The following is a 23,879-nucleotide window of genomic DNA, read 5'->3' on the forward strand; positions in this document are numbered from 1 at the left end:
CCATTCACTGTAATTCTACTTAAGAGATTGATAATCTTTTAGTGAATAGCGTAACCGGTGTATCAATCCCTGCTATTAGATATAAGCCTTGCTGATTTTTGCGGATTATAATTTGATTTCTTTTTTTTATCAATAGCGCATAAGATCTATTTTTAATTGTTTGGTGATATTTATGTGTTAATGTTTATTAATTTGTTTTTAATATGGTGTGGGGTGTGCGTTTATTATAAAATAATAAATGTAAATCCTATGGTGCGTAAACAGTTCGCGTAGAATGATTCACCTATATATATTCCCTTCACTAATAGCCTACGAGAACCGGTTGAATGCCTGGATGAAGTGGGTTCATCTGCACGGCGTATATCCTCTTTTTTATGCCATAACTTGGCGGTTATTTGCCGAAATGATGCTGAGGTCACAGCAGGTTACGCCTGAGTGACAGTGCGATATATAGACTTGTCATAATAATTGCAGTTAAATGGTTATCAGTGCAAGGCAATATATTATGTCAGTAGGTTATTTATCGATATCCCGAGTGTTTTTACTCGAATAGCGGCGGGGGAGATATGCGAATTTTACGTGAGAATGATTTTTTTCATTCAGAGCAACATGCGTTTTGTCTTTTTTCGATGAATAACCAATTAATGGAAGGTGTGCACGGGCATGATTTTGATGAACTGGTGATTGTCCGTAGCGGTAGCGGGTTTCATATTATTAATGACTTGGTTCGTTTTATCTGTCAGGGTGACTTTTTTTTAGTGACCGCTAACGATACCCATAGTTATGTTTCAACTAATAATCTGTCGGTTATTAATATATTGATTCGTCGCCCGCGCAGTTTTCATTTTTTACAGCACATTGATAATTTGCTCGATTGTATAAAAGAAAAACTTCTACAGCCTACCGCGCTGGCGTTAACTCAGGGAGCGCTGGCGCGTATTGAGGTATTGAGCCAGGAGATAATCTCACGTAACGAGAGTAACTATGACGTGCTCTATTTTTCATTGTGTGAAGTCGCTTTGCTGAACATCATCAACACGCTTTGCCAGTGCGACCGCCAAACCGAGGCGCTTAGCCCTGATGAGCGAGGGCGAGCCAACCTGATCCGTATGCTCAAGACCAGTAGCTTGCGTCATTTAGACTGGAATGTGTTGAGTGATGATAACGGTGTCGCCAGGCGCACGATGTATCGCTTAATTAAGCGAGTGACCGGTTATACTCCGGTTAAATTCCAGATGTTGTATCGTGTATTAAAAGCTCAAGAATTACTGCGCACTACGGATAAAACCATCAGTGAAATTGCGGCACGTTGTGGTTTTATGAATGCGATCAGGTTGACTGAATCGTACCGACGGTATTTTCATTATCCTCCAAGCCATGAACGTGAACTTCATTCACGAGTTTTAATAGCGATTTAATTGTTAGGTTAATAACAATAAAAAATTATTACTACCATCCATCGTGACGGGGGTAGGCCATACGCTTATTTCTCGCCATACTGTCTGTAAATTTAAGGGAATCGTTATGTCAAAAAATAAAACACCTAACCCCTGGTATATTGGGGTGGTGTCTGGAATGGCATCATATATTGATTCGGCGGCTATTGTTTCCAGTGGTACAGCCTTAGTCATTTATCAAAAAACAATGGGTATTACTGCACTACAAATTGGCATTTTATCTGGATTATTAACGCTGAGTATTGCCGCTGGGGCTTTTGGTGGCGGTCGTCTTGGAGACCGTATTGGTCGTCGTAATGTTTTTATTATTACGATGGCGATGATTTTTATCGGCACGCTGGCGCTGGCCTTTGGTTTGAACTTCCCGTTCCTGGTGCTGGGCACACTCTTGGTGGGGCTGGCGACAGGGGCTGATTTACCCGTCTCTCTGGCGACTATCTCCGAAGCGGCGAACGATGAAAACCGCGGCAAAATTATCGGCTTGTCCAATTTACTCTGGCTGGTGGGAATTGGCGCCACGATGGGGATCTCCGCTATCGTCGGCGACTGGGGGGTGATTGGCGCGCAAATCATGTATATGCACGTTGGGCTGGTGGCGGTTGTGCTGATGATCCTGCGTTGGTCTATCCCTGAGTCGCCGCTGTGGTTGGCGGCAAAGGATGAACTGCGTCGTGGCATCGCCACCGTGCGGGCGCAGAAAACCGGCTGGCGCGATCTGCTCGAAGGCAAATACCTGTGGCCGTTTATCTCGCTGTGTATCTTTTATACCTTCACCAATCTGGCGGCCAATACCGGCGGGCAGTTTGGGGCTTATGTAGCGGTAAATGTGGTGGGCATTTCGGTCAGCACGCACTCGCTGTGGGGGCTGTTGATTCTGCCAGTGAGCGTGGCGTCTGGGTTGATGTTTATGCGCGTCGTTGATACCTCAAAACGGGTTCCATTCTTTATTTTTGGCGCGGTGATGATGTCCGGTGGTTATTTCGTGCCGGTGCTGTTTAATTTCTCGCCACTCTCCTGGTTCTGCTGCCTGCTGTTTACCAATATCGGCACAGGATTTGCCTTCGAAGGCATCATGAAAGTGTGGGCGCAAGAGTCATTCCCCACCATGCTACGCGCCACCGCGCAAGGAGTGATTGTCGGTGTCGCCCGTCTGACCTGCGGCTTGTTGGCGTTCGTCACTCCTGTGCTGTTGAGCGCGGGGCCGGTGGTTCTTTATTGCCTGCTGACGGCGATTGTGGCGATAGGCATGGTTATCGGCTGGCTGTGCTTCCACGGCAAGCAACGTAATGAATTTAATGCAGAAACAGAAATGGTGGCGACGCCTGATAACGGACAGGCGTCGCACGATACTTTGCGGGCCAAAGCCTGAATATGAGCCACTGAGGGAAAAATTATGTTGGCAGTAGAAAAGATTACGCTCAACTATGAAACCACGCTGACGGGCTGCGAAACGCTGCCGGTTTTCGGCTGGATAATCACCAGTACCTTGCGCGATGTACAGCAGCGTAGCTGGCGTTTGCAACTGTCGGCGCAAGAAGATTTTGCCCAATGCCTGTTTGACAGCGGCGAAATGCACGATGACCGCTCCAGTAATATCGAATTGCCCGACGTCGCCTGCCAGCACTCGACGCGCTATTTTGTGCGGGTGCATATTACCGACAACCACGGTGAAGAGAGCGGCTGGAGCCCGGCGGCAACGTTTATTACCGGCCTGCCAGCGCAAGCGTGGCAAGGGGTGTTTATCTCGGCTGAAACGCCGCAGGATAAAGACAACTCAAAAGGCACGTTGTTGCGCCATGCGTTCAGTTTGCCCGACGGTGATGACATTGTTTCGGCGGTGGTACACGCCAGCGCGCTGGGGCTGTACCAACTGTGGATCAACGGCGAAAAAGTCGGGCGTGATGAGTTATCGCCCGGCTGGACGAGCTACCACCACCATCTGTTGTATCAAACCTGGGATGTGACCGAGCACCTGCGAGAAGGCGAAAACGTGATTGGCGCGATGGTGGGAGCGGGTTGGTATAAAGGGGATATGAGCTTCAACCGCTATCGCAACTATTACGGCCAGCAGACGGGGTTTATTTGCCATATGGTGGTGACGCTCCGCGATGGTAGCCAGCGGATAATCGCCACGGATGCACACTGGCAGGGCTGCGATGACGCGATTTTGTTTGCTGAAATTTATGATGGCGAAGTGTATGACGCACGTCGGGAGCAGCGCGGCTGGAGCGAGCCAGCGTTTAGCGCCGGGCATTGGCGTGCGGTGACGACGCTTGCGGCAGAGACTTCGGTGCTGCAACCGCAAACGGCCTGCCCGGTACAAGAAATAGAACGGCTTGCGCCGTGCTCAATCATCACGACGCCAAAAGGCGAGACGGTGCTTGATTTTGGCCAGAACCTCAGCGGCTGGGTGGAGTTTCGGGTGCGCGGTGCGGCAGGTGAGCGCGTGGTGCTGCGCCATTTTGAAGTGCTGGATGCCGAAGGCAATGTTTATCTGGCGAACCTGCGCACCGCCAAACAGTGCATTGATTACACCTTACGCGGCGATGGCGAAGAATGTTATCACCCGCATTTTACCTTTCAGGGTTTCCGTTATGTGCTGATTGAACGTTGGCCTGGCACGCCGACGCGGGATGATTTTGTCGCGGTCGTGCTGCATTCCGCGATGACGCCGACGGGTCACATTGAAACCTCAAACGCGGATCTCAACCAACTGCATCACAACATCATGTGGGGGCTTAAGGGCAATTTCGTCGATATCCCAACCGACTGCCCGCAGCGCGATGAACGTCTGGGATGGACGGGCGATGCGCAAATTTTCTGCCGCACCGCCAGTTATCTGATGCAGACGCGCACTTTTTTTGCCAAATGGCTGACCGATCTTCAGCATGACCAAACGCCGGAGGGCGGTGTGCCGCACGTCATCCCCGATATCCTCACCGGCAAATGCGACAACGACCGCTTTTTATCCCACGGGCGCACCCATTCCGCCGCAGCCTGGGCCGATGCGGCGGTGATTAACCCGTGGACGCTGTACCTGATGTACGGCGATAAACAGACGCTGGCCCGCCAGTACGACAGCATGAAAGCCTGGGTGGAGTTTATGCATGACAACGCTGTTGAGAACCAGTGGTCGTGGAAACTGCAGTTTGGCGATTGGGTTGCGCTGGATGCCAAAGAGGGTAGCTATTTTGGCGCAACGCCGAATGAACTGACCTGCATGGCCTACTATGCGTTGTCCACGCTGCTGCTGGCGAAATCAGCCAAAGCACTGGGAAATGACGTTGATCACACCCATTATCAGGCGCTGCATACCGCGATTGTCGAAAGCTTCCGCAATGAGTTTTTTACCGCCACCGGGCGGCTGGCGGCGCGCACGCAAACGGCGCATATTCTGGCGCTTTACTTCCAGTTAGTGCCGGACGCGCACCGCGAGCGCACCGTGCAAACGCTGCTGGAACTGCTGGCGGAAAATGACGGTCATCTGGTGACGGGGTTTGTCGGCACCCCCTATTTCTGTCACGCATTGAGCGAAAACGGACAGGCCGACGCGGCGTGGCAATTACTGATGAAAGAGGACTTCCCAAGCTGGTTGTATCAGGTAAAAGCCGGGGCGACGACGATTTGGGAACACTGGGATGGCGTGAAACCGGACGGCACAATGTGGAGCCCGGACATGAACTCCTTCAACCATTATGCCTACGGGGCGATCGGTGAATGGCTGTATCGCGTGGCGGCGGGAATAAATACCGAAGAACACGCGCCGGGCTTTAAATCTTCGGTGCTGCGGCCTATTCCGGGCGGTGGCCTGACATGGCTGAAAGCGCGATACGGCTCGGTATATGGTGATATTGCCGTCCACTGGACGCAGGAACCGGCGCGCGATGGCTTGCAGACCATCACTCTTGAGGTAGATATTCCGCCGAATACTCACTCAATGGTGATCCTCGATGGCGCACAAACGCTGCTCGATACCGATGGCCTCGACTTCGCGCCAGTAGACGGCGGCTATGGCGCGCAGGTGGGATCGGGCCATTATCGCGTTATCTGGCAGCGCTAACCGCGTGATTGTCACGGCAGCGTTCGCGCTGTCGTGGCAAACGAACGCTCGAATTCCTCTGTTTTCGTTTCGCTATTCGACGCATTGGCAATGGTTGCGGTCGCGATAATACTCGTGACCGTGACGACGAGAGTAATGCCGTGGCAGAAGAAAGCGACGACGACAAAACAGAAGCCCCCACACCCCACCGACTTGAAAAAGCACGGGAAGAAGGGCAGGTCCCCCGATCCAAAGAACTGACCTCACTGCTTATTTTGCTGGTGGGCGTGTGCATTATCTGGATTGGCGGGGAGTCGCTTGCCCGCAGACTGGCCGGTATGCTGTCGGCCGGATTACGTTTTGACCACAGTATGGTCAATGACCCTAACCTGATCCTCAGCCAAATCATCCTGCTGATTAAAGACGCGATGATTGCGCTGTTACCGTTGATTACCGGCGTCGTTCTGGTGGCATTAATCTCCCCGGTGATGCTTGGCGGCTTGATTTTCAGCGGTAAATCTCTGCAGCCCAAGTTCTCTAAGCTGAATCCGTTGCCGGGCATTAAACGCATGTTTTCAGCGCAAACCGGAGCGGAACTGCTCAAAGCGATACTGAAATCCACGCTGGTGGGGAGCGTGGCCGGATTTTATCTCTGGCATAACTGGCCGGCGATGATGCGTTTGATGGCGGAATCGCCGATTACGGCGATGGGCAACGCCCTGGATTTAGTTGGTATGTGCGCGCTGTTGGTGGTGCTTGGCGTTATTCCGATGGTGGGGTTCGACGTTTTTTTCCAGATTTACAGCCATCTGAAAAAGCTGCGCATGTCGCGTCAGGATCTCCGTGACGAATTTAAGCAAAGCGAAGGCGACCCGCACGTTAAGGGCAAAATACGCCAAATGCAGCGCGCGGCCGCGCAGCGTCGCATGATGGCGGATGTGCCGAAAGCGGACGTGATTGTTACCAACCCCACGCACTATTCGGTGGCGTTGAAGTATGACGAGAACAAAATGAGCGCGCCGAAAGTTGTTGCCAAAGGCGCGGGGCTGGTGGCGCTGCGCATTCGTGAGATTGGCGCTGAACATCGAGTCCCTACGTTAGAAGCGCCACCGCTGGCGCGTGCGCTATACCGTCATGCTGAGATTGGTCAACAAATACCGGGTCAATTATATGCCGCCGTTGCCGAAGTGCTGGCATGGGTATGGCAGCTAAAACGCTGGCGTCTCGCCGGCGGCAAGCGTCCACCACAACCTGAAAACCTTCCGGTGCCTGAAGCACTGGATTTCATGAACGAGAAGAATACTGATGGCTAATCTGGTCGCGATGTTGCGTTTGCCCAGCAACCTGAAATCCACGCAACTGCAAATCCTTGCCGGACCGATCCTTATCCTGCTGATCCTGTCGATGATGGTGTTGCCGTTGCCGGCTTTCGTCCTCGATTTGCTGTTCACGTTTAACATTGCGCTGTCGATCATGGTGCTGCTGGTGGCGATGTTCACCCAGCGTACGCTGGAGTTTGCCGCATTCCCGACGATTTTGCTGTTTACCACATTATTACGCCTCGCCCTGAACGTTGCGTCGACGCGTATCATTTTAATGGAAGGGCATACCGGCGCGGCGGCGGCGGGAAAGGTGGTTGAAGCTTTTGGTCACTTCCTGGTGGGCGGTAACTTTGCGATCGGTATCGTGGTCTTCGTTATTCTCGTCATTATCAACTTTATGGTTATCACCAAAGGTGCCGGGCGTATCGCCGAGGTTGGCGCGCGCTTCGTGCTGGATGGTATGCCCGGCAAGCAGATGGCGATTGATGCGGATTTGAATGCGGGTCTGATTGGCGAAGATGAAGCCAAAAAACGACGCTCGGAGGTGACGCAGGAAGCGGATTTCTACGGCTCTATGGACGGTGCGAGTAAATTCGTACGTGGAGATGCCATCGCCGGTATTTTGATCATGGTGATCAACGTGGTCGGCGGTCTGTTAGTCGGGGTGTTGCAGCATGGTATGAGCATGGGTAGCGCAGCGGAAAGTTATACCCTGCTGACCATCGGTGACGGGCTGGTGGCGCAAATTCCTGCGCTGGTAATCTCCACCGCGGCGGGGGTTATCGTGACCCGCGTGAGTACCGACCAGGACGTAGGCGAACAGATGGTGACCCAACTGTTCAGTAATCCTAGTGTCATGCTGCTTAGTGCGGCGGTGCTTGGCCTTTTGGGTCTGGTTCCGGGGATGCCGAACCTGGTGTTTTTGATGTTTACCGCCGCGTTACTGGGTCTGGCCTGGTGGATGCGTGGTCGTGAGCAGAAAGCTCCCGATGAGCCGCAGCCGGTGAAAATGCCGGAAAACAACTCCGTGGTGGAAGCAACATGGAATGACGTACAGCTGGAGGATTCACTGGGGATGGAGGTAGGCTACCGCCTGATCCCAATGGTGGACTTTCAGCAAGATGGCGAGTTGCTGGGGCGAATTCGCAGTATTCGTAAGAAATTTGCCCAGGATATGGGTTTTCTGCCGCCGGTGGTACATATCCGCGACAATATGGATCTGCAGCCAGCCCGCTATCGTATTTTGATGAAAGGGGTGGAAATTGGTAGCGGTGACGCCTATCCGGGACGCTGGCTGGCCATTAACCCTGGTACCGCCGCCGGGTCGCTGCCGGGCGAGAAAACGGTCGATCCGGCTTTCGGTCTGGACGCTATCTGGATTGAAAGCGCATTGAAGGAACAGGCGCAGATTCAGGGCTTTACGGTTGTTGAAGCCAGTACCGTTGTCGCCACGCACCTTAATCACCTGATTGGGCAGTTCGCTGCTGAGCTGTTTGGCCGTCAGGAGGCGCAACAGCTACTGGACCGCGTTTCGCAGGAGATGCCAAAACTGACAGAAGACCTGGTTCCGGGCGTCGTGACGCTCACTACGCTGCATAAAGTGCTGCAGAACTTACTGGATGAGAAAGTACCGATTCGCGATATGCGCACCATTCTCGAAACGCTGGCTGAACATGCACCGCTGCAAAACGATCCGCATGAGCTTACCGCGGTGGTACGTGTTGCGTTGGGACGCGCCATCACTCAGCAGTGGTTCCCGGGTAATGAAGAGGTTCAGGTTATCGGCCTTGATACTCCGCTCGAACGTTTGCTTCTGCAGGCGCTGCAGGGCGGCGGCGGTCTGGAGCCAGGTCTTGCAGACCGACTGCTGGCCCAGACTCAGGAAGCGCTGTCCCGTCAGGAAATGTTGGGTGCGCCGCCGGTCTTGCTGGTCAACCACGCGTTGCGTCCGTTACTGGCACGCTTTTTACGTCGCAGCATTCCGCAACTGGTGGTGTTATCGAATATGGAGCTGTCTGACAACCGCCATATCCGTATGACGGCGACTATTGGAGGTAAGTAATGCGTAAATTACTGTGGTTGTTGATTTTTCCTCTGGTAGCGCAGGCTGCCGGAGAAGGCGCCTGGCAGGCCAGCGGCATGGGGATTACTTTAAATCACCGCGGCCAGTCAGCCTCGTCTGCACCTCTGACGCCCAGCCAGCCGGTCTCGGGGTTGATGACGCTGGTGGCTTGGCGCTATGAGCTCAATGGCCCAACGCCCGCGGGTTTACGGGTGCGTTTATGTTCTCAGTCCCGCTGTGTTGAGCTGGACGGGCAAAGCGGGACCACCAACGGATTCAATAATGTTCCCGCCATCGAACCGATGCATTTTGTCTGGGAAGTACCCGGTGGCGGTCGCCTGATCCCCGCCTTACAGGTTCAGAGCAATCAGGTGATTGTGAACTATCGTTAACGCCTCCCTTCATTCCGGCCAGCAGCAGAAACTGCTGGCTACTTCGCAATTCTAGTCCGCCTCTTTGATTAAATAGAAACGCTGTTTTATAAAATAGGTGACATACGTTGCCGGACTCTTTGTGCTGTTGCCATTTCACGAATACCCCTGGCAAAAATAGAAAGGTTTCACTTGCTGTTAGCTTTTACTGTGGCCGTGTAAGGAGGCCCAATGTCAAAGCGAGGATTGCGGGGCCTCCCAATAATGTGCAGGGGTAACGGCAATGAATACACGTAAAATTGGGTTGGTTAACTATTTCGCCTACGGTTCGGGGGATTTTTTAGGCGCAGGCACCACGGCGTTAACCGCGGCCTGGCTACTCTATTTTTACACGACGTTCTGTGGCCTGACGCCAATCGAAGCAACCTTTATCTTCGCTACCGCCAGGGTGTTGGATGCTGTTGTTAGCCCATTAATGGGTTTTTTAACCGATAACTTTGGCTCCACCTGGCTCGGCAAACGCTTTGGGCGACGTAAGTTTTTTATTTTGTTGGGGATCCCCTGTGTCTTTAGCTACTCACTAATGTGGGTGGGTGATATGGGGTTCTGGTACTACCTGCTCACCTATCTGATTTTTGACGTGGTCTACACCATGATTCTGGTGCCATACGAAACGCTGGTACCCGAAATGACCGATGACTTTAAACAGAAAACCAAATTCTCCGGCGCGCGCATTTCGATGGCGCAAATGTCTGCCATTCTGGCCTCATTCTTACCTGGCGTTCTGCTGACGCTGTTTGGCAAGGACAACCCCGTCTCTTTTTTCTACGCCAGCCTGGTGTTTTCTGTGCTGTGTGCACTGATGCTGACCTTCGTCTGGTTCTTTACCTGGGAACGCCCACGGGAAGAGTGGACTGAGGCGGCGCTGCGAGCCGAAGAAGAGAAGAAAAGCCTGACCTTGAGTCAGAGTATGAACCGTTTATTTGTGGAACTGAGTTCAACACTGCGCATCCGTATCTTTCGCCAGCATTTAGGAATGTATCTTGGCGGCTATATTGCCCAGGACGTCTTTAACGCCGTCTTTACTTACTATGTGGTGTTTGTGCTGATGCAGGAAGCATCAATGGCGTCAAACCTGCTGGGTACGATGGCTATCTTCCAGTTTATTGCCGTTATCGCCATGATCCCATTGTGCATCCGTTTCGGACCTGCGCCGTCTTATCGCATGGTGGTCGTCCTGTTTGGCCTCAGTTCACTCTCCTATGCGGGGCTGTATTACGCCGGATTAAGCGATGTTTATTCTCTGTTGCTATTGGTTTCCGCCGTTGCGGGTTTAGGACGCGGTGGTATCAACTACGTTCCCTGGAATATCTACACCTATATTGCCGACGTTGACGAAGTGATTACCGGTCAGCGTCGGGAAGGGATCTTCGCCGGCATTATGACGTTAACGCGAAAAGCGTCGCAGGCTGGAGCGGTGATGCTGGTGGGGATTGTGATGCAGTTGTCTGGTTTTGTCTCCGGTCAGAGCGCACAACCCGCGGCGGTCAGCCATACCATCCTGTTAATTCTGAGCTGCGGAACGCTGATTGTTCTGGCGCTGGGTTTCCTGGTTTCCTTGCGCTTCAAACTGAACCTGCAAACGCACAGCACCCTGCGTGAAGAGACAGCAAAAATGCGTGAGTCCGGGCAACCCGTGCTGGAAGGACTTTCCGCTAAAGGACGCGCGACCGTAGAGATGCTATCGGGCATGCCTTATGAATCACTTTGGGGTAACAACAATATTGGTTACCTGAATCGTAATAAACCAGCGGCACCAAAACTGGAAAAGGGTGCTGTATTGAATTCGACATTGACAGAGGTTAAGTAAATGATTGTTTATCCGGTTAAACACAGTCTATTGTTGCGCCAGCCAGAACATTTTATTGCCAGGGATGAATTAAAAGCGTTGATCAAAAAGGTGACGCATAACCTGGTCAATATTCATGATGAGACCGGCGAGTTCTTGCTACGTCTGGATGACGGACGCGTTATTGATACCAAAGGCTGGGCGGGATGGGAGTGGACGCACGGCATCGGCTTGTACGGGATGTATCAGTATTATCAGCAAACCGGCGATGCCACGATGCGCGATATTATCGACAGCTGGTTTGCCGATCGCTTTGCGGAAGGTGCAACGACCAAAAACGTCAACACCATAGCGCCGTTTTTAACGCTGGCATATCGCTATGAAGAGACGCGTAATCCCGCGTATCTGCCGTGGCTCGACAGCTGGGCTGAGTGGGCAATGCATGATATGCCGCGTACCCAATTCGGCGGTATGCAGCACATTACGCTGGCGGAAGAAAATCACCAGCAGATGTGGGATGACGCGTTGATGATGACGGTCTTACCGCTGGCGAAGATTGGCAAGTTGCTCAACCGTCCCGAGTATATTGAAGAGGCAACCTATCAGTTCCTGCTGCACGTGCAAAACCTGATGGATAAAGAAACGGGGCTGTGGTTCCACGGCTGGAGCTATGAAGGACAGCATAACTTCGCCAACGCTCGCTGGGCGCGTGGCAACAGCTGGTTAACTATAGTCATCCCGGATTTCCTCGAATTACTTGATTTGCCGGAAAACAATGCAGTGCACCGCTATCTGGTGCAGGTTTTGAACGCGCAAATCGCGGCGCTGGCGAAGTGCCAGGATGAAAGCGGACTGTGGCACACCTTGCTGGACGACCCGCAGTCGTATCTGGAAGCCTCGGCAACCGCCGGATTTGCCTATGGGATCCTCAAAGCGGTACGTAAACGCTATGTCGGACAAGACTATGCGGCTGTAGCCGAAAAAGCGATCAGAGGCATTGTGCAACATATTTCGCCGGAAGGTGAATTGCTGCATACCTCGTTTGGTACCGGGATGGGCCACAATCTCGATTTCTACCGCAACATCCCCCGGACCTCCATGCCTTACGGTCAGGCGATGGCGATGCTGTGCCTTACCGAATACTTGCGTAAGTATTTTTGATATCGGTGTCCGATGGCGTTGCGGCTATCGGACCCGCTTGAGCGTCGTCGTCCTGCGCAGCAAACAGATGATCCATGATTTGACGCATGACTGGTGCGGCGGTGACGCCATCGCTGCCGCCGTTTTCCAGAATTAACGCTATGGCGACTTTTGGGTTCTTATATGGCGCAAATGCGGTATAGAACACGTGGTCGCGCAGACGCACGGGGATCATTTTCGCATCGTAGGTCTGATTTTCTTTCAGGCTAAAGACCTGTGATGTGCCACTTTTCGCTGCAATGCCGTAAGGCGCGGTGTGAAAGAACTTATAACCGGTACCATTTGGCTCATTCGCCATGCCGAACATCGCTTGACGCACCAGCCCCCAGTAGGGGGACGAAGCAGAGGCAATTTGTGACGGTGCTTCGGGAGCCTGATACGGCGTGATGACTTTTCCGCTCTCTTCATCACGTAGCAGGTGAGGGGCGATAACCTTGCCGTTGTTAATCAGCGCGACCATGGCTTTAACCATCTGGATCGGCGTGGCAATCCAGTAGCCCTGACCGATGCCAACCGAAATGGTATCTCCCTGATACCAGGCTTTTTTATGCACTTTCTGCTTCCATTCGCGGCTCGGGAGCAGGCCGTTATACTCCTCACCAAGATCGATGCCGGTCGGTTTGCCATAGCCAAACTGGCTGAGCATGCTGTTAATACGGTCAATCCCCATCATATATGCCACCTGATAAAAGAACGTGTCGGCGGATTCTTCAATTGCTTTGGTGACATCCAGCATACCGTGGCCCGTTTTTTTCCAGTCACGGTAATGTCGCTCCGTGCCGGGGAGCGTCCAGGTGGGGGCGCCGAAGAAACGGGTCTGCGGCGTGATCACGCCGTCCAGTAATGCTGACATCGCCATATACGGTTTGACCGTGGAGGCGGGAGGATACAACCCTTGCGTGACGCGGTTGATTAACGGCAGATCCTTATCCTGAAGCAGCTTGTTATAGTCCTGATAGCTAATACCTTTGACAAACGGGTTGGGGTCATAGCTGGGGTTCGAAACCATTGCCAGCACGGAACCGTCATGCGGATCCTCAACCAAAACGGCGGCCCGCTGGCCCACCAACAGACTCTCAATATATTGCTGTAAATGGAGGTCCAGCGTCAGGTGGATATCTTTTCCGGCAACGGGCGGCACATCTTTGATCAGGCGTACGATGCGTCCGTGGTTATCAACTTCGACCTCCTGATAACCGGTTTTCCCATGCAGTTCATTTTCATAGTAGTGCTCGATACCCTGCTTACCGATGTTGTGATCGGCGGCGTAGTTCTCCGTCAGGCCTTTTTGATCCAGCGCTTTCAGGTCGTTGTCATTGATTTTTGATACATAGCCAAGGACATGCGCCAGCGCTGCGCCATAAGGGTACTGGCGGTCTTCATAGCTATTGATATTGACGCCGCTGAAATGAAACTGGTTAACCGAGAAGCGGGCGATTTCCACATCGGTCAGCGCATTTTTTAGCACGACCGGGCGATAGCGGCTGCTGGCTTTCAGCGCATGGCGAAACTGGTCAATGTCATCAGGAGTGAGGTCAATGATAGGCGTGAGCTGCCTGATCAGGGCATTCATATCACTGATTTTATAAGGCGTAACGGAAATGTCGTACCAGGTTACATTGCGCACCAGCGGGATGCCGTTGCGATCGTAAATCATGCCGCGCGTCGGGGCCACGGGCAGCATTTTGATGTCGTTTGCATTCGAGCGGGTGGTGTAATACTGGTGCTGACAGATTTGTAAGTTGTAGAGATTGTAAATCAGGATGCCAAAGCAGATGACCACCAGGCCAAAGGCCACCAATACACGCCGCTGGAAGAGTTTTTCCTCCGCCTCAAAATCTCTGAATGTCATTGACCCGTACCCGATTAATTCGCCGCCTCATGATACGGAGGCTTAAACGGGATGACAGGCAAAAAATGTTCCATATCTCTACGGAAATGTGTCATTCCTTGTGAGTTGTTACAGATGGCCTGTTACAGAAATAAAAAAGGCCTGAGTCCGAATTTCGGAGTCAGGCCTGATAGATGAGCTGATTTACATACGTTCTACGGTTTCGATACCCAGCGTATCCAGACCCAGCTTCAGGGTTTTCGCCGTCAACTGTGCCAGTTTCAGGCGGCTGTTACGAATCTCTTCGTTTTCAGCGCTAAGGATTGGGCAGTGCTCGTAGAAGCCGGAGAACAGACCGGCAACGTCGTACAGGTACGCACACATCACGTGCGGCGTACCTTCACGTGCAACAACGGTCAACGTTTCTTCAAACTGCAGCAGACGCGCAGCCAGCTGAGCCTCGCGATCTTCACTGATAATCACCTGCGCATTTGCCAGCGCGCTTTCGTCGATATCCGCTTTACGGAACACGGACAGTACGCGGGTGTAAGCGTACTGCATATACGGCGCAGTATTCCCTTCGAACGCCAGCATATTGTCCCAGTCGAAGATGTAGTCGGTGGTACGGTTTTTGGACAGATCGGCATATTTCACCGCGCCGATACCGACCGCATTCGCCAGTTTTTCCAGCTCGTCGGCAGGCATGTCCGGGTTCTTCTCCGCTACCAGACGGCGTGCGCGTTCCAGCGCTTCATCCAGCAGATCGGCCAGTTTAACCGTGCCACCCGCACGGGTTTTGAACGGCTTGCCGTCTTTACCCAGCATCATACCGAACATGTGATGTTCCAGCGGCACAGAGTCCGGCACATAACCGGCTTTACGCACGATGGTCCAGGCCTGCATTAAGTGCTGATGCTGACGGGAGTCGATGTAATAAAGTACGCGGTCGGCATGCAGCGTTTCATAACGGTACTTGGCGCAGGCGATGTCGGTCGTGGTGTAGAGATAGCCGCCATCTTTCTTCTGAATGATTACGCCCATCGGTTCACCTTCCTTGTTCTTATACTCATCAAGGAATACGACGGTAGCGCCTTCGCTTTCAACAGCCAGGCCTTTAGCTTTGAGATCGGCCACGATGCCAGGCAGCATCGGGTTGTACAGGCTTTCACCCATGACGTCTTCACGGGTCAGGGTGACGTTCAGGCGATCGTAGGTTAACTGGTTTTGCGACATGGTGATGTCGACCAGTTTGCGCCACATCTCACGGAAGTACTCGTCGCCGCCTTGCAGTTTCACGACATAACTCCGGGCACGTTCCGCGAAGGCTTCATCTTCGTCGTAATGTTTTTTCGCATCACGGTAGAAACCTTCAAGGTCAGCCAGCGCCATCTCGCCAGCATTTTCCTGCTGCTGTTTTTCCAGCCATGCGATGAGCATACCGAACTGAGTACCCCAGTCGCCGACGTGGTTGGCGCGGATAACATTGTGGCCGAGGAACTCCAGCGTACGCACCGCAGCGTCACCGATGATGGTGGAACGCAGGTGACCAACGTGCATCTCTTTCGCTACGTTAGGTGCGGAGTAATCAACCACAACGGTTTGTTTAGCCGGTTGGGTGACGCCCAGACGATCGGAAGCCAGCGCCTGCTGAACGTGCTGCGCCAGAAATGCCGGATCGAGAAAAATATTGATAAAGCCCGGGCCTGCAATTTCAACTTTGCTGGCGATCCCGTTGAGATCCAAATGAGTCAGCACCTGCTCAGCCAGTTGTCGCGGCGCCATACCCAGTTTTTTAGCGACAGCCATCATGCCGTTAGCCTGATAGTCGCCGAACTGTACTTTTGCTGACTGACGAACCTGCGGTTCGCAATCTGCAGGCGCGCCTGCAGCAATCATGGCCTGACTGACTTTTTCTGAGAGAAGAGCCTGAATATTCACCGGAATACCTTACATTTATGAAGCGGCTTAAAATGCACCGCACCAGTTTAAGAATTAAGGGCGGGAGTATACTGCAAATGCCCGTTGCCGTCAGCATTGCGAGTATCGCCAGCAGCCTGAAATATAAACATTGTCATTACGTATAATTATTCATATTGCGCTTAAGAAAATCAGCAGTTGGTTGGGGCTGCGCAACAGGGTAAATTAGCGGCTTTGAATATGGATATGAGCTTTCATTATGGCGAACTGGCAAACAGTTGCAGAACTGCATGATATTTCCGCAGATTTACCGCATTTCATTCAGGCGTTAACGGATCTTTCCACTCGCCTTGGGCTGGATGTCTCATCGCTTGAAGCCGATCACATTTCTCTGCGTTGTCATCAAAATACCACCGCAGAGCGCTGGCGTCGTGGGTTTGAACAGTGCGGCGAATTGCTGTCAGAAAATATCATCAATGGCCGACCGATTTGCTTGTTCAAACTCGATGAGCCAGTTTGTGTGCAACACTGGCAATTTACTATCGTAGAACTGCCGTGGCCGGGCGAAAAGCGCTATCCGCATGAAGGCTGGGAGCATGTTGAAATTGTTCTGCCGGGTGAGGTGGAAACGCTGAATGCACGAGCGCTGGCGCTGCTTTCAGATCACGGGCTGAGCCAGCCGGGTATATTTGTAAAAACCAGTTCGCCAAAAGGCGAGCGCGAACGTTTACCGAATCCAACGCTGGCGGTCAGCGATGGCAGCGTGACGATAAAATTCCATCCGTGGTCGATTGAAGCCATTGTGGCAAGCGAACGTCAGGAGTGAGTATGGCATTACTGGAAATCTGCTGTTACAGCATGGAGTGCGCACGCACGGCGCAGCAAAACGGCGCGGATCGCATTGAGCTTTGCTCGGCGCCCAAAGAAGGGGGCTTAACGCCGTCCCTGGGCGTCTTGCGTTCGGTTCGCCAGCATATCTCGATTCCGGTCAATCCCATTATTCGCCCGCGCGGGGGCGACTTTTGTTACACCGACGGTGAATTCGCTGCAATGCTGGATGATATTGCAATGGTAAGAGATCTGGGGTTCTCAGGGTTGGTAACCGGCATTTTAGATGCAGAGGGTGATGTCGATATGCCGCGCATGGAGAAAATAATGATCGCGGCGGGACCGCTGCACGTCACTTTTCATCGGGCCTTTGACATGTGCGCTAACCCACTCAATGCTCTAAAAAAATTAGCTGATTTGGGCATCGCCAGAGTGCTGACTTCCGGGCAAAAATCAGATGCGGCGCAAGGTTTAACAAAAATTATGGAACTTATTGCGCAGGTGAATGCTCCAATCATTATGGCCGGAGCGGGGGTTCGCGCCTCGAATTTGTCCCTGTTCCTTGATGCTGGAGTGCAGGAAGTCCACAGTTCTGCCGGAGTATGGTTGGCTTCCCCCATGCGTTATCGCAATTCGGGGTTGTCGATGTCTTCGGATGCACAGGCGGATGAGTATTCACGCTATGCGGTAGACGGGGCGGCGGTTGCGGAAATGAAAGCAATCATTGCACACCACCAGGCCAGCTGATTTTTACCGTTGCATCATGTCGCCCAATATGATGCTTGCTCGTACCAGGCCCCTGCAATTTCAACAGGGGCCTTTTTTTATCCTGCATATTTCAAGCCGCAGCGGAGTTGTCTGCCTTGCTGCAAGTTGAACTATTTTGCAGAAAGAGTGCTATCTGGCAAAAATGATTACGGCTTACGTGCAATCAATACCGCGCGTAATGGGGCCGGGTAGCCTTCCACCGTTTTGCTGTGATCGTTCGGGTCGAGGAAGTCGGCCAGGGATTCGGTTATCATCCACTCGGTGCGGCGCTGCTCTTCGGTGGTGGTGACGCAGACATCAGCGATGCGCACATCAACAAACCCACATTTTTCCAGCCAGTTTTTTAACGCCAGCGCAGAAGGAATAAAGTAAACGTTACGCATCTGTGCGTAGCGATCGCCCGGTACCAGTACGGTATTTTCATCACCTTCGACGACCAGCGTTTCCAGTACCAGTTCGCCATCTTTCACCAACTGATCCTTCAACTGCCACAGGTGTTCCAGCGGTGAACGGCGGTGATAAAGCACTCCCATGGAGAATACGGTATCAAAGGCGTTGAGCGCCGGAAGCTGCTCAATACCCAGCGGCAGCAGGTGAGCGCGCTGGTCATTGCCCAGCAGTTTACGCACTGCCTCGAACTGGCACAGAAACAGTTGGGTAGGATCGATGCCAACTGCCAGATGCGCCCCCGCGCCAATCATGCGCCACATGTGATATCCACTCCCGCAGCCGACATCAAGAATGGTGCGCCCGGTGAGGTCAGACAAGTGCGGCAGAACGCGATCCCATTTCCAGTCCGAGCGCCACTCGGTATCTATATTGACGCCGTACAACGAGTACGGCCCTTTACGCCATGGCATCAGGTTACGCATCAGGGTGTCGATACGTTTGAGCTGACCGTCGCTGAGCGGCTCATCGCTTTCGGCGGTAACGCTATGCAGTAAGTCCAGGCGATGCGGCGTTAGCTCGGGCAGAAACTCGACCGCATTTGACCACTGCTTAAACAAGCCGTGCTGATCGCGCTGCCAGGTCGCGATTTGCGCCGGGAGCGTTTCCAGCCAATGGGAAAGGTGATTTTTGGCAATCAGTTGATAAAAGTTACCAAAGTCGATCATGCGCTAACCTCAGCTTTCAGTGCCACCAGAGAACCAAAGTTGAAGCACTGGAACCACAATTCGCTGTGTTCAAAGCCCGCCTGATGCAGTCTCGCTTTGTGCGTTTCGACCGAGTCGGTCAGCATCACGTTCTCCAGCATGCTGCGCTTTTGGCTGATTTCCAGCTCGCTATAGCCATTTGCCCGTTTGAAATCGTGGTGCATGTTGAACAGCAGCTCGCCAACGTTAGCGTCTTCGAAACTGAATTTTTCAGACAGTACCAGCGCGCCGCCGGGGTTCAGCCCCTGATAAATCTTATCCAACAATGCCTGGCGCTCAGGTGGCTCAAGGAATTGCAGGGTAAAATTCAGCACCACCATCGAGGCGTTTTCGATAGTAATGTTGCGAATATCGCCTTCGACAACGTCAACCGGTGTCGGCGCTTTATAGGCGTCAATATGACGGCGGCAGCGCTCAACCATAGCCGGGGAGTTATCAACGGCAATAATTTTGCAATTCTCGTGATGAATATTGCGACGCACCGAGAGCGTCGCAGCGCCCAGAGAACAGCCCAGATCGTAGACCTGTGTGTTGGGTTGTACGAAACGTTCGGCCAACATCCCAATCATAGAAATGATATTGGAATAGCCAGGAACGGATCGCTGGATCATATCCGGGAAGACTTCAGCTACCCGTTCATCAAAGGTCCAGTCACCCAGACTGGCGATAGGCGCAGAAAAAAGCGTGTCGCGGTGAGACATAACGTAAAAATCCGGGAAAAATAAAGTGGCGTATTGTGCGCTAATGCAGGGAGAAAACCAACTCCCAGGGCATATACCAAAGATTCGCCAGCACCATTAGCAACAGCGAACACCAGGTCGCGCTCATGCCTGAACGGCGCCAGCGGAAAAGCCGGTGATGGAATCCGTAATAATGCATCAGTCGTCCGGCAATCAAAATCAGCCCGCAAATATGCACCATCCACGTTTCAGCGCCGTTCATTTCCATAAATAACAGCAGCACCAATGCGACGGGAATATATTCCACCGCATTACCGTGAATGCGGATAGCGCTTTGTAGTTCGCTAAAACCTCCGTCACCATATGCAACGCGGTATTGCATGCGCAGGCGAACGACGTCAAAGGAGAACTTGATTAACAATAACGCACCCAATACGGCATAAAGCGCGCTTACCATACAAACTCCCTTTTAAAATGGCTGATGGCATTGACTATGATAGGTGGCATTTTCAGAAAAGAGAAGATTGCTGTGGAATAGACGGCGCTGATCCGATCTCTGGCAGGGCGCTGCGTAAATTTGCCCATAGCGTATCGACAAGCTCCGGGGCCTGCGCGATATCCGGGGTATGTAAAAACAGATACGGCGTTGTGGTTTGTTGCCATTGCGACAGCTTGGTCAGCCAGACGGCAAAAAGCGCGCTGTTTTGTGCCATATTATCGCTGCCGATAAAGCGTACCATCGGATGGTTTGCCGTCACCACCGCATGCACCGGAACCTTTGGCTTCTTGCGCTGGGCGTCGCGTATCGCTTCAGTATGTGGTATGGCGGCATGTACCGGTCGACTGTCCAGAATCACCCGATTTACCCCGCGCTCATGTAGGCCACGATTGAATAGCTGCTCTGTTTCGCCTTTGGCAAAAAAGTCCGGATGGCGAACTTCCACACCGTAGGTAAAGGATTTGGGGAGCGCATCGAGAAACTGCCACAAGGCTGGCGTGTCGTGCGGGCCAAAAGTTGCGGGTAATTGCAGCCAGTATTGTCCAATGCGTGATTCAAGTGGCGACATGCGCGTGAAAAACTCTTGTACCAGGTCATCGCAATTACGCAGCGCGGCCTGATGCGAAATGGTGGCCGGAAACTTAAAACAAAATCGAAACGCATCGGTAGTCTGCGCATGCCAGCGGGCCACAATGTCGGCTTTTGGCAGCGCGTACAGCGTGGTATTGCCCTCCACACAGTTAAAGTGGCGGGCATACTCTTCAAGGCTGGTGATCCCCAGACGCACCCATTTGGGATGCGCCCACTGGGGTAAACCGATATAAATCATAGCGCTTGCAGGATCTCATCCACGCTGCGTACGCGTGCGATACGCGGGAAAATATGCGTCATGCTGCCCTGATGTTGCTCAGCGCTGGCGGCACTACAGGCGTTTTCTGCAACGATCAGATTAAAACCCAGCTCCCACGCATTTCGCGCCGTTGACTCCACGCCAATATTTGTGGAAATGCCGCACAGGACGATGGTCTCGATGCCCCGACGACGCAGTTGTAATTCCAGATCGGTGCCGTAGAAAGCTCCCCACTGGCGTTTGGTCACTTCGAGGTCGCTGGCGCATTTACCCAGAGCGCCCGGGTAATTCCACCAGTTTTCGGGTAACGCTTTGGCCGGAGCGTGAGCATCAACTGGCTGTTTCAGCGCTTCGGCATAATCGTCAGACCAGCCGACGCGCACCATTACCACCGGGGAACCGTGGGCACGGAATTTTTCCGCCAACTGCGCGGCGCGGGCAACCACGTCGTTTGCCGAGTGTGGGCCGCCAGCGAAAGGCAGGATACCTTCCTGTAGATCAATAACAACAAGAGCGGTTGTTTTTGCGTTCAGTTCCAGCATGATCACTCCAGTAAAAAAAGAATTCCGTTACACCTTAATCGCGAATCAGTGTGAAAGGGACGACAATTTTTGTTATTTTTTGTGAGATTACGCAATGCCCGTCCAGGAAACAGGCGTACAGTCAGTACCGGACTTATCGTGCGGCAGAATTTCCAGTATAATAGCCGCCTTTTTTCATTCAGTTGTGACATTCAGCTAAAGCTGCGACTTCGTCACCTGCGAGACAGGTGACAATCCGCCTGCGGCAAAGTTAAGGGATATCTCATGCGTACAGAATATTGCGGGCAGCTACGTCTGTCCCACGAGGGGCAGCAGGTGACTCTGTGTGGTTGGGTCAACCGTCGTCGTGATCTTGGTAGCCTGATCTTTATCGATATGCGCGACCGCGAAGGTATCGTGCAGGTATTTTTCGATCCGGACCGTGCGGATGCGTTAAAGCTGGCCTCCGAACTGCGTAATGAGTTCTGTATCCAGGTTACGGGCACCGTGCGTGCGCGTGACGCGAAAAACGTCAACGCCGATATGGCGACTGGCGAAATTGAAGTGCTGGCCTCCGATCTGACCATCATCAACCGTTCAGACTCGCTGCCGCTGGACTCTAACCATGTAAACACTGAAGAAGCGCGACTGAAGTATCGCTACCTGGATCTGCGTCGCCCTGAAATGGCGCAGCGCCTGAAAACGCGTGCCAAAATTACCAGCCTGGTGCGTCGTTTTATGGACGATCACGGCTTCCTCGACATCGAAACTCCGATGCTGACCAAAGCTACGCCGGAAGGCGCGCGCGATTACCTGGTTCCTTCTCGTGTTCATAAAGGTAAGTTCTACGCGCTGCCGCAGTCTCCTCAGCTGTTTAAACAACTGCTGATGATGTCCGGTTTTGACCGCTACTATCAGATCGTAAAATGCTTCCGTGATGAAGACTTACGTGCTGACCGTCAGCCTGAATTTACTCAGATCGACGTTGAGACTTCCTTCATGACCGCGCCGCAGGTGCGTGAAGTGATGGAAGCGCTGGTGCGTAACCTGTGGCTGGAAGTTAAAGGTGTGGATCTGGGTGATTTCCCGATCATGACCTTTGCCGAAGCCGAGCGTCGTTACGGTTCCGATAAACCAGACCTGCGTAACCCGATGGAACTGGTTGACGTTGCCGATCTGGTGAAAGGCGTTGAGTTCGCCGTGTTCTCTGGTCCGGCGAACGATGCGAAAGGCCGCGTGGCTGCCCTGCGTGTACCGGGCGGTGCGAGCTTAAGCCGTAAGCAGATCGACGATTACGGTAACTTTATTAAGATTTACGGCGCGAAAGGTCTGGCTTACATCAAAGTCACCGAGCGTGCGAAAGGCCTGGAAGGCATCACCAGCCCGGTTGCTAAGTTCCTGAACGCAGAAATCGTAGACGCGATTCTGGAGCGTACTGGTGCGCAAGACGGCGACATGATTTTCTTCGGTGCCGACAACAAGAAAGTGGTTGCCGACGCGATGGGCGCGCTGCGTCTGAAACTGGGCAAAGACCTGAACATTACCGACGAAGCCAAATGGGCGCCGCTGTGGGTTATCGACTTCCCGATGTTTGAAGACGATGGTGAAGGCGGTCTGACCGCGATGCACCACCCGTTCACCGCGCCAAAAGACATGACTGCCGCTGAGCTGAAAGCTGCGCCGGAAGACGCGGTTGCCAACGCGTACGATATGGTCATCAACGGCTATGAAGTGGGCGGTGGTTCCGTGCGTATTCACAACGGTGATATGCAGCAGACTGTATTCGGCATTCTGGGCATTAACGAGCAAGAACAGCGCGAGAAGTTCGGCTTCCTGCTGGATGCGCTAAAATACGGTACACCGCCGCATGCGGGCCTGGCGTTTGGTCTGGATCGTCTGACTATGCTGCTGACCGGTACTGACAACATTCGTGACGTTATTGCCTTCCCGAAAACCACGGCTGCAGCATGTCTGATGACTGAAGCACCAAGCTTTGCCAATGAAGCCGCGCTGGCGGAACTGAGCATTCAGGTTGTTAAGAAGGCCGAGAATAACTGATATGAGATACAAACAGCCTGTCTCGGTGTTAGTCGTGATTTATGCAAAGGACACCGGGAGAGTGCTGATGTTACAGCGACGCGACGATCCTGATTTCTGGCAGTCGGTCACCGGCAGCCTTGAAGAGGGTGAAACCGCGTCGCAAGCCGCGATGCGCGAAGTAAAGGAAGAGGTCGCCATTGATGTTGCGACTGAGCAACTGACCTTAATTGACTGTCAGCGCACGGTGGAATTTGAGATTTTTAGCCATTTACGTCATCGCTATGCGCCGGGAATTGAGCGTAATACTGAATCCTGGTTTTGCCTGGCACTTCCCTCTGAACGAGAGATCGTGTTCACCGAACATCTGACCTACCGTTGGGTTAATGCGCACGAAGCCGCGCAGTTAACCAAGTCGTGGAGTAACCGGCAGGCGATTGAAGAGTTTGTAATTAACGTCGCCTGAGAAGGCGCGCTTTTTGGAGAGATTATTT

19 protein-coding genes are annotated in these 23,879 nt (G+C 52.8%); 12 read left to right on the forward strand and 7 right to left on the reverse strand.

The window, feature by feature from the left end:
• Positions 1 to 566 precede the first annotated feature (566 nt).
• The 8 genes from HV334_RS10485 to HV334_RS10520 all read left to right on the forward strand — a co-directional run bounded on the left by HV334_RS10485 (position 567) and on the right by HV334_RS10520 (position 12,261).
• A complete protein-coding gene (locus HV334_RS10485) occupies positions 567 to 1,418 on the forward strand; it encodes a helix-turn-helix domain-containing protein (RefSeq protein ID WP_016153432.1) in 852 nt (283 codons plus the stop codon).
• Between the two features lie 106 nt (positions 1,419 to 1,524).
• Positions 1,525 to 2,826 (forward strand): MFS transporter, encoded by a 1,302-nt coding sequence (locus tag HV334_RS10490; protein WP_047502128.1) that lies wholly within the window; start codon positions 1,525 to 1,527, stop codon positions 2,824 to 2,826.
• A gap of 24 nt (positions 2,827 to 2,850) precedes the next feature.
• Complete coding sequence (locus HV334_RS10495; protein WP_181221649.1) at positions 2,851 to 5,517, forward strand: alpha-L-rhamnosidase; 2,667 nt, start codon at positions 2,851 to 2,853, stop codon at positions 5,515 to 5,517.
• A 140-nt stretch (positions 5,518 to 5,657) separates the two neighbouring features.
• Positions 5,658 to 6,809: a flagellar biosynthesis protein FlhB gene (gene flhB, locus HV334_RS10500; protein ID WP_181221878.1), complete on the forward strand. Its 1,152-nt coding sequence runs from the start codon at positions 5,658 to 5,660 to the stop codon at positions 6,807 to 6,809.
• Positions 6,802 to 8,880 carry a flagellar biosynthesis protein FlhA gene (gene flhA, locus HV334_RS10505; RefSeq protein ID WP_016153428.1) on the forward strand — a complete coding sequence of 693 codons (2,079 nt, stop codon included), beginning with the start codon at positions 6,802 to 6,804 and terminating at the stop codon, positions 8,878 to 8,880. Before flhB ends, flhA begins: the two co-directional genes overlap by 8 nt.
• The gene (gene flhe / locus HV334_RS10510; RefSeq protein WP_181221651.1) at positions 8,880 to 9,272 is read left to right on the forward strand and encodes a flagellar protein FlhE; all 393 of its coding nucleotides are present in this window, start codon (positions 8,880 to 8,882) and stop codon (positions 9,270 to 9,272) included. Before flhA ends, flhe begins: the two co-directional genes overlap by 1 nt.
• 262 nt (positions 9,273 to 9,534) lie before the next feature.
• Complete coding sequence (locus HV334_RS10515; protein WP_016153426.1) at positions 9,535 to 11,121, forward strand: MFS transporter; 1,587 nt, start codon at positions 9,535 to 9,537, stop codon at positions 11,119 to 11,121.
• Positions 11,122 to 12,261, forward strand: a complete 1,140-nt coding sequence (locus tag HV334_RS10520) for a glycoside hydrolase family 105 protein (RefSeq protein ID WP_181221652.1) — start codon at positions 11,122 to 11,124, stop codon at positions 12,259 to 12,261.
• Here the strand turns inward: HV334_RS10520 and mrdA are convergent.
• Together mrdA and argS are read right to left on the reverse strand one after the other, a co-directional pair.
• Positions 12,233 to 14,152 carry a penicillin-binding protein 2 gene (gene mrdA, locus HV334_RS10525; RefSeq protein WP_016156805.1) on the reverse strand — a complete coding sequence of 640 codons (1,920 nt, stop codon included), beginning with the start codon at positions 14,150 to 14,152 and terminating at the stop codon, positions 12,233 to 12,235. The genes HV334_RS10520 and mrdA overlap by 29 nt on opposite strands.
• A 183-nt stretch (positions 14,153 to 14,335) precedes the next feature.
• Complete coding sequence (gene argS / locus HV334_RS10530) at positions 14,336 to 16,069, reverse strand: arginine--tRNA ligase (RefSeq protein WP_181221654.1); 1,734 nt, start codon at positions 16,067 to 16,069, stop codon at positions 14,336 to 14,338.
• Between the two features lie 238 nt (positions 16,070 to 16,307).
• Between argS and HV334_RS10535 the strand changes: the two genes are divergently transcribed.
• Both HV334_RS10535 and cutC read left to right on the forward strand, forming a co-directional pair.
• Positions 16,308 to 16,874, forward strand: a complete 567-nt coding sequence (locus tag HV334_RS10535; RefSeq protein WP_047502136.1) for a VOC family protein — start codon at positions 16,308 to 16,310, stop codon at positions 16,872 to 16,874.
• Between the two features lie 2 nt (positions 16,875 to 16,876).
• Complete coding sequence (gene cutC / locus HV334_RS10540; protein WP_049283055.1) at positions 16,877 to 17,623, forward strand: copper homeostasis protein CutC; 747 nt, start codon at positions 16,877 to 16,879, stop codon at positions 17,621 to 17,623.
• Positions 17,624 to 17,790: 167 nt separating this feature from the next.
• On the opposite strand, the gene cmoB is transcribed toward cutC, so the two are convergent.
• From cmoB to HV334_RS10565, 5 genes are read right to left on the reverse strand one after another with little or no spacing between them, the layout of a single operon-like run.
• Positions 17,791 to 18,759, reverse strand: coding sequence for a tRNA 5-methoxyuridine(34)/uridine 5-oxyacetic acid(34) synthase CmoB (gene cmoB / locus HV334_RS10545; protein WP_016153420.1), 969 nt, complete (start codon positions 18,757 to 18,759; stop codon positions 17,791 to 17,793).
• Positions 18,756 to 19,499: a carboxy-S-adenosyl-L-methionine synthase CmoA gene (cmoA, locus tag HV334_RS10550; protein ID WP_016153419.1), complete on the reverse strand. Its 744-nt coding sequence runs from the start codon at positions 19,497 to 19,499 to the stop codon at positions 18,756 to 18,758. The genes cmoB and cmoA overlap by 4 nt, the downstream gene beginning before the upstream one ends.
• Before the next feature lie 40 nt (positions 19,500 to 19,539).
• The gene (locus HV334_RS10555) at positions 19,540 to 19,935 is read right to left on the reverse strand and encodes an MAPEG family protein (protein ID WP_016153418.1); all 396 of its coding nucleotides are present in this window, start codon (positions 19,933 to 19,935) and stop codon (positions 19,540 to 19,542) included.
• 52 nt (positions 19,936 to 19,987) lie between these two features.
• On the reverse strand, positions 19,988 to 20,806 hold the full coding sequence (locus HV334_RS10560) for a DUF72 domain-containing protein (protein ID WP_181221656.1): 819 nt from the start codon (positions 20,804 to 20,806) through the stop codon (positions 19,988 to 19,990).
• The gene (locus HV334_RS10565; protein ID WP_181221658.1) at positions 20,803 to 21,369 is read right to left on the reverse strand and encodes a hydrolase; all 567 of its coding nucleotides are present in this window, start codon (positions 21,367 to 21,369) and stop codon (positions 20,803 to 20,805) included. Before HV334_RS10565 ends, HV334_RS10560 begins: the two co-directional genes overlap by 4 nt.
• A gap of 264 nt (positions 21,370 to 21,633) precedes the next feature.
• Between HV334_RS10565 and aspS the strand changes: the two genes are divergently transcribed.
• The gene (gene aspS, locus HV334_RS10570) at positions 21,634 to 23,406 is read left to right on the forward strand and encodes an aspartate--tRNA ligase (protein ID WP_016153415.1); all 1,773 of its coding nucleotides are present in this window, start codon (positions 21,634 to 21,636) and stop codon (positions 23,404 to 23,406) included.
• A 1-nt stretch (position 23,407) separates the two neighbouring features.
• The gene (gene nudB, locus HV334_RS10575) at positions 23,408 to 23,851 is read left to right on the forward strand and encodes a dihydroneopterin triphosphate diphosphatase (RefSeq protein WP_016153414.1); all 444 of its coding nucleotides are present in this window, start codon (positions 23,408 to 23,410) and stop codon (positions 23,849 to 23,851) included.
• Positions 23,852 to 23,879 lie beyond the last annotated feature (28 nt).

The organism is Citrobacter sp. RHBSTW-00944 (assembly GCF_013615435.1).
GTDB lineage: Bacteria > Pseudomonadota > Gammaproteobacteria > Enterobacterales > Enterobacteriaceae > Citrobacter > Citrobacter braakii.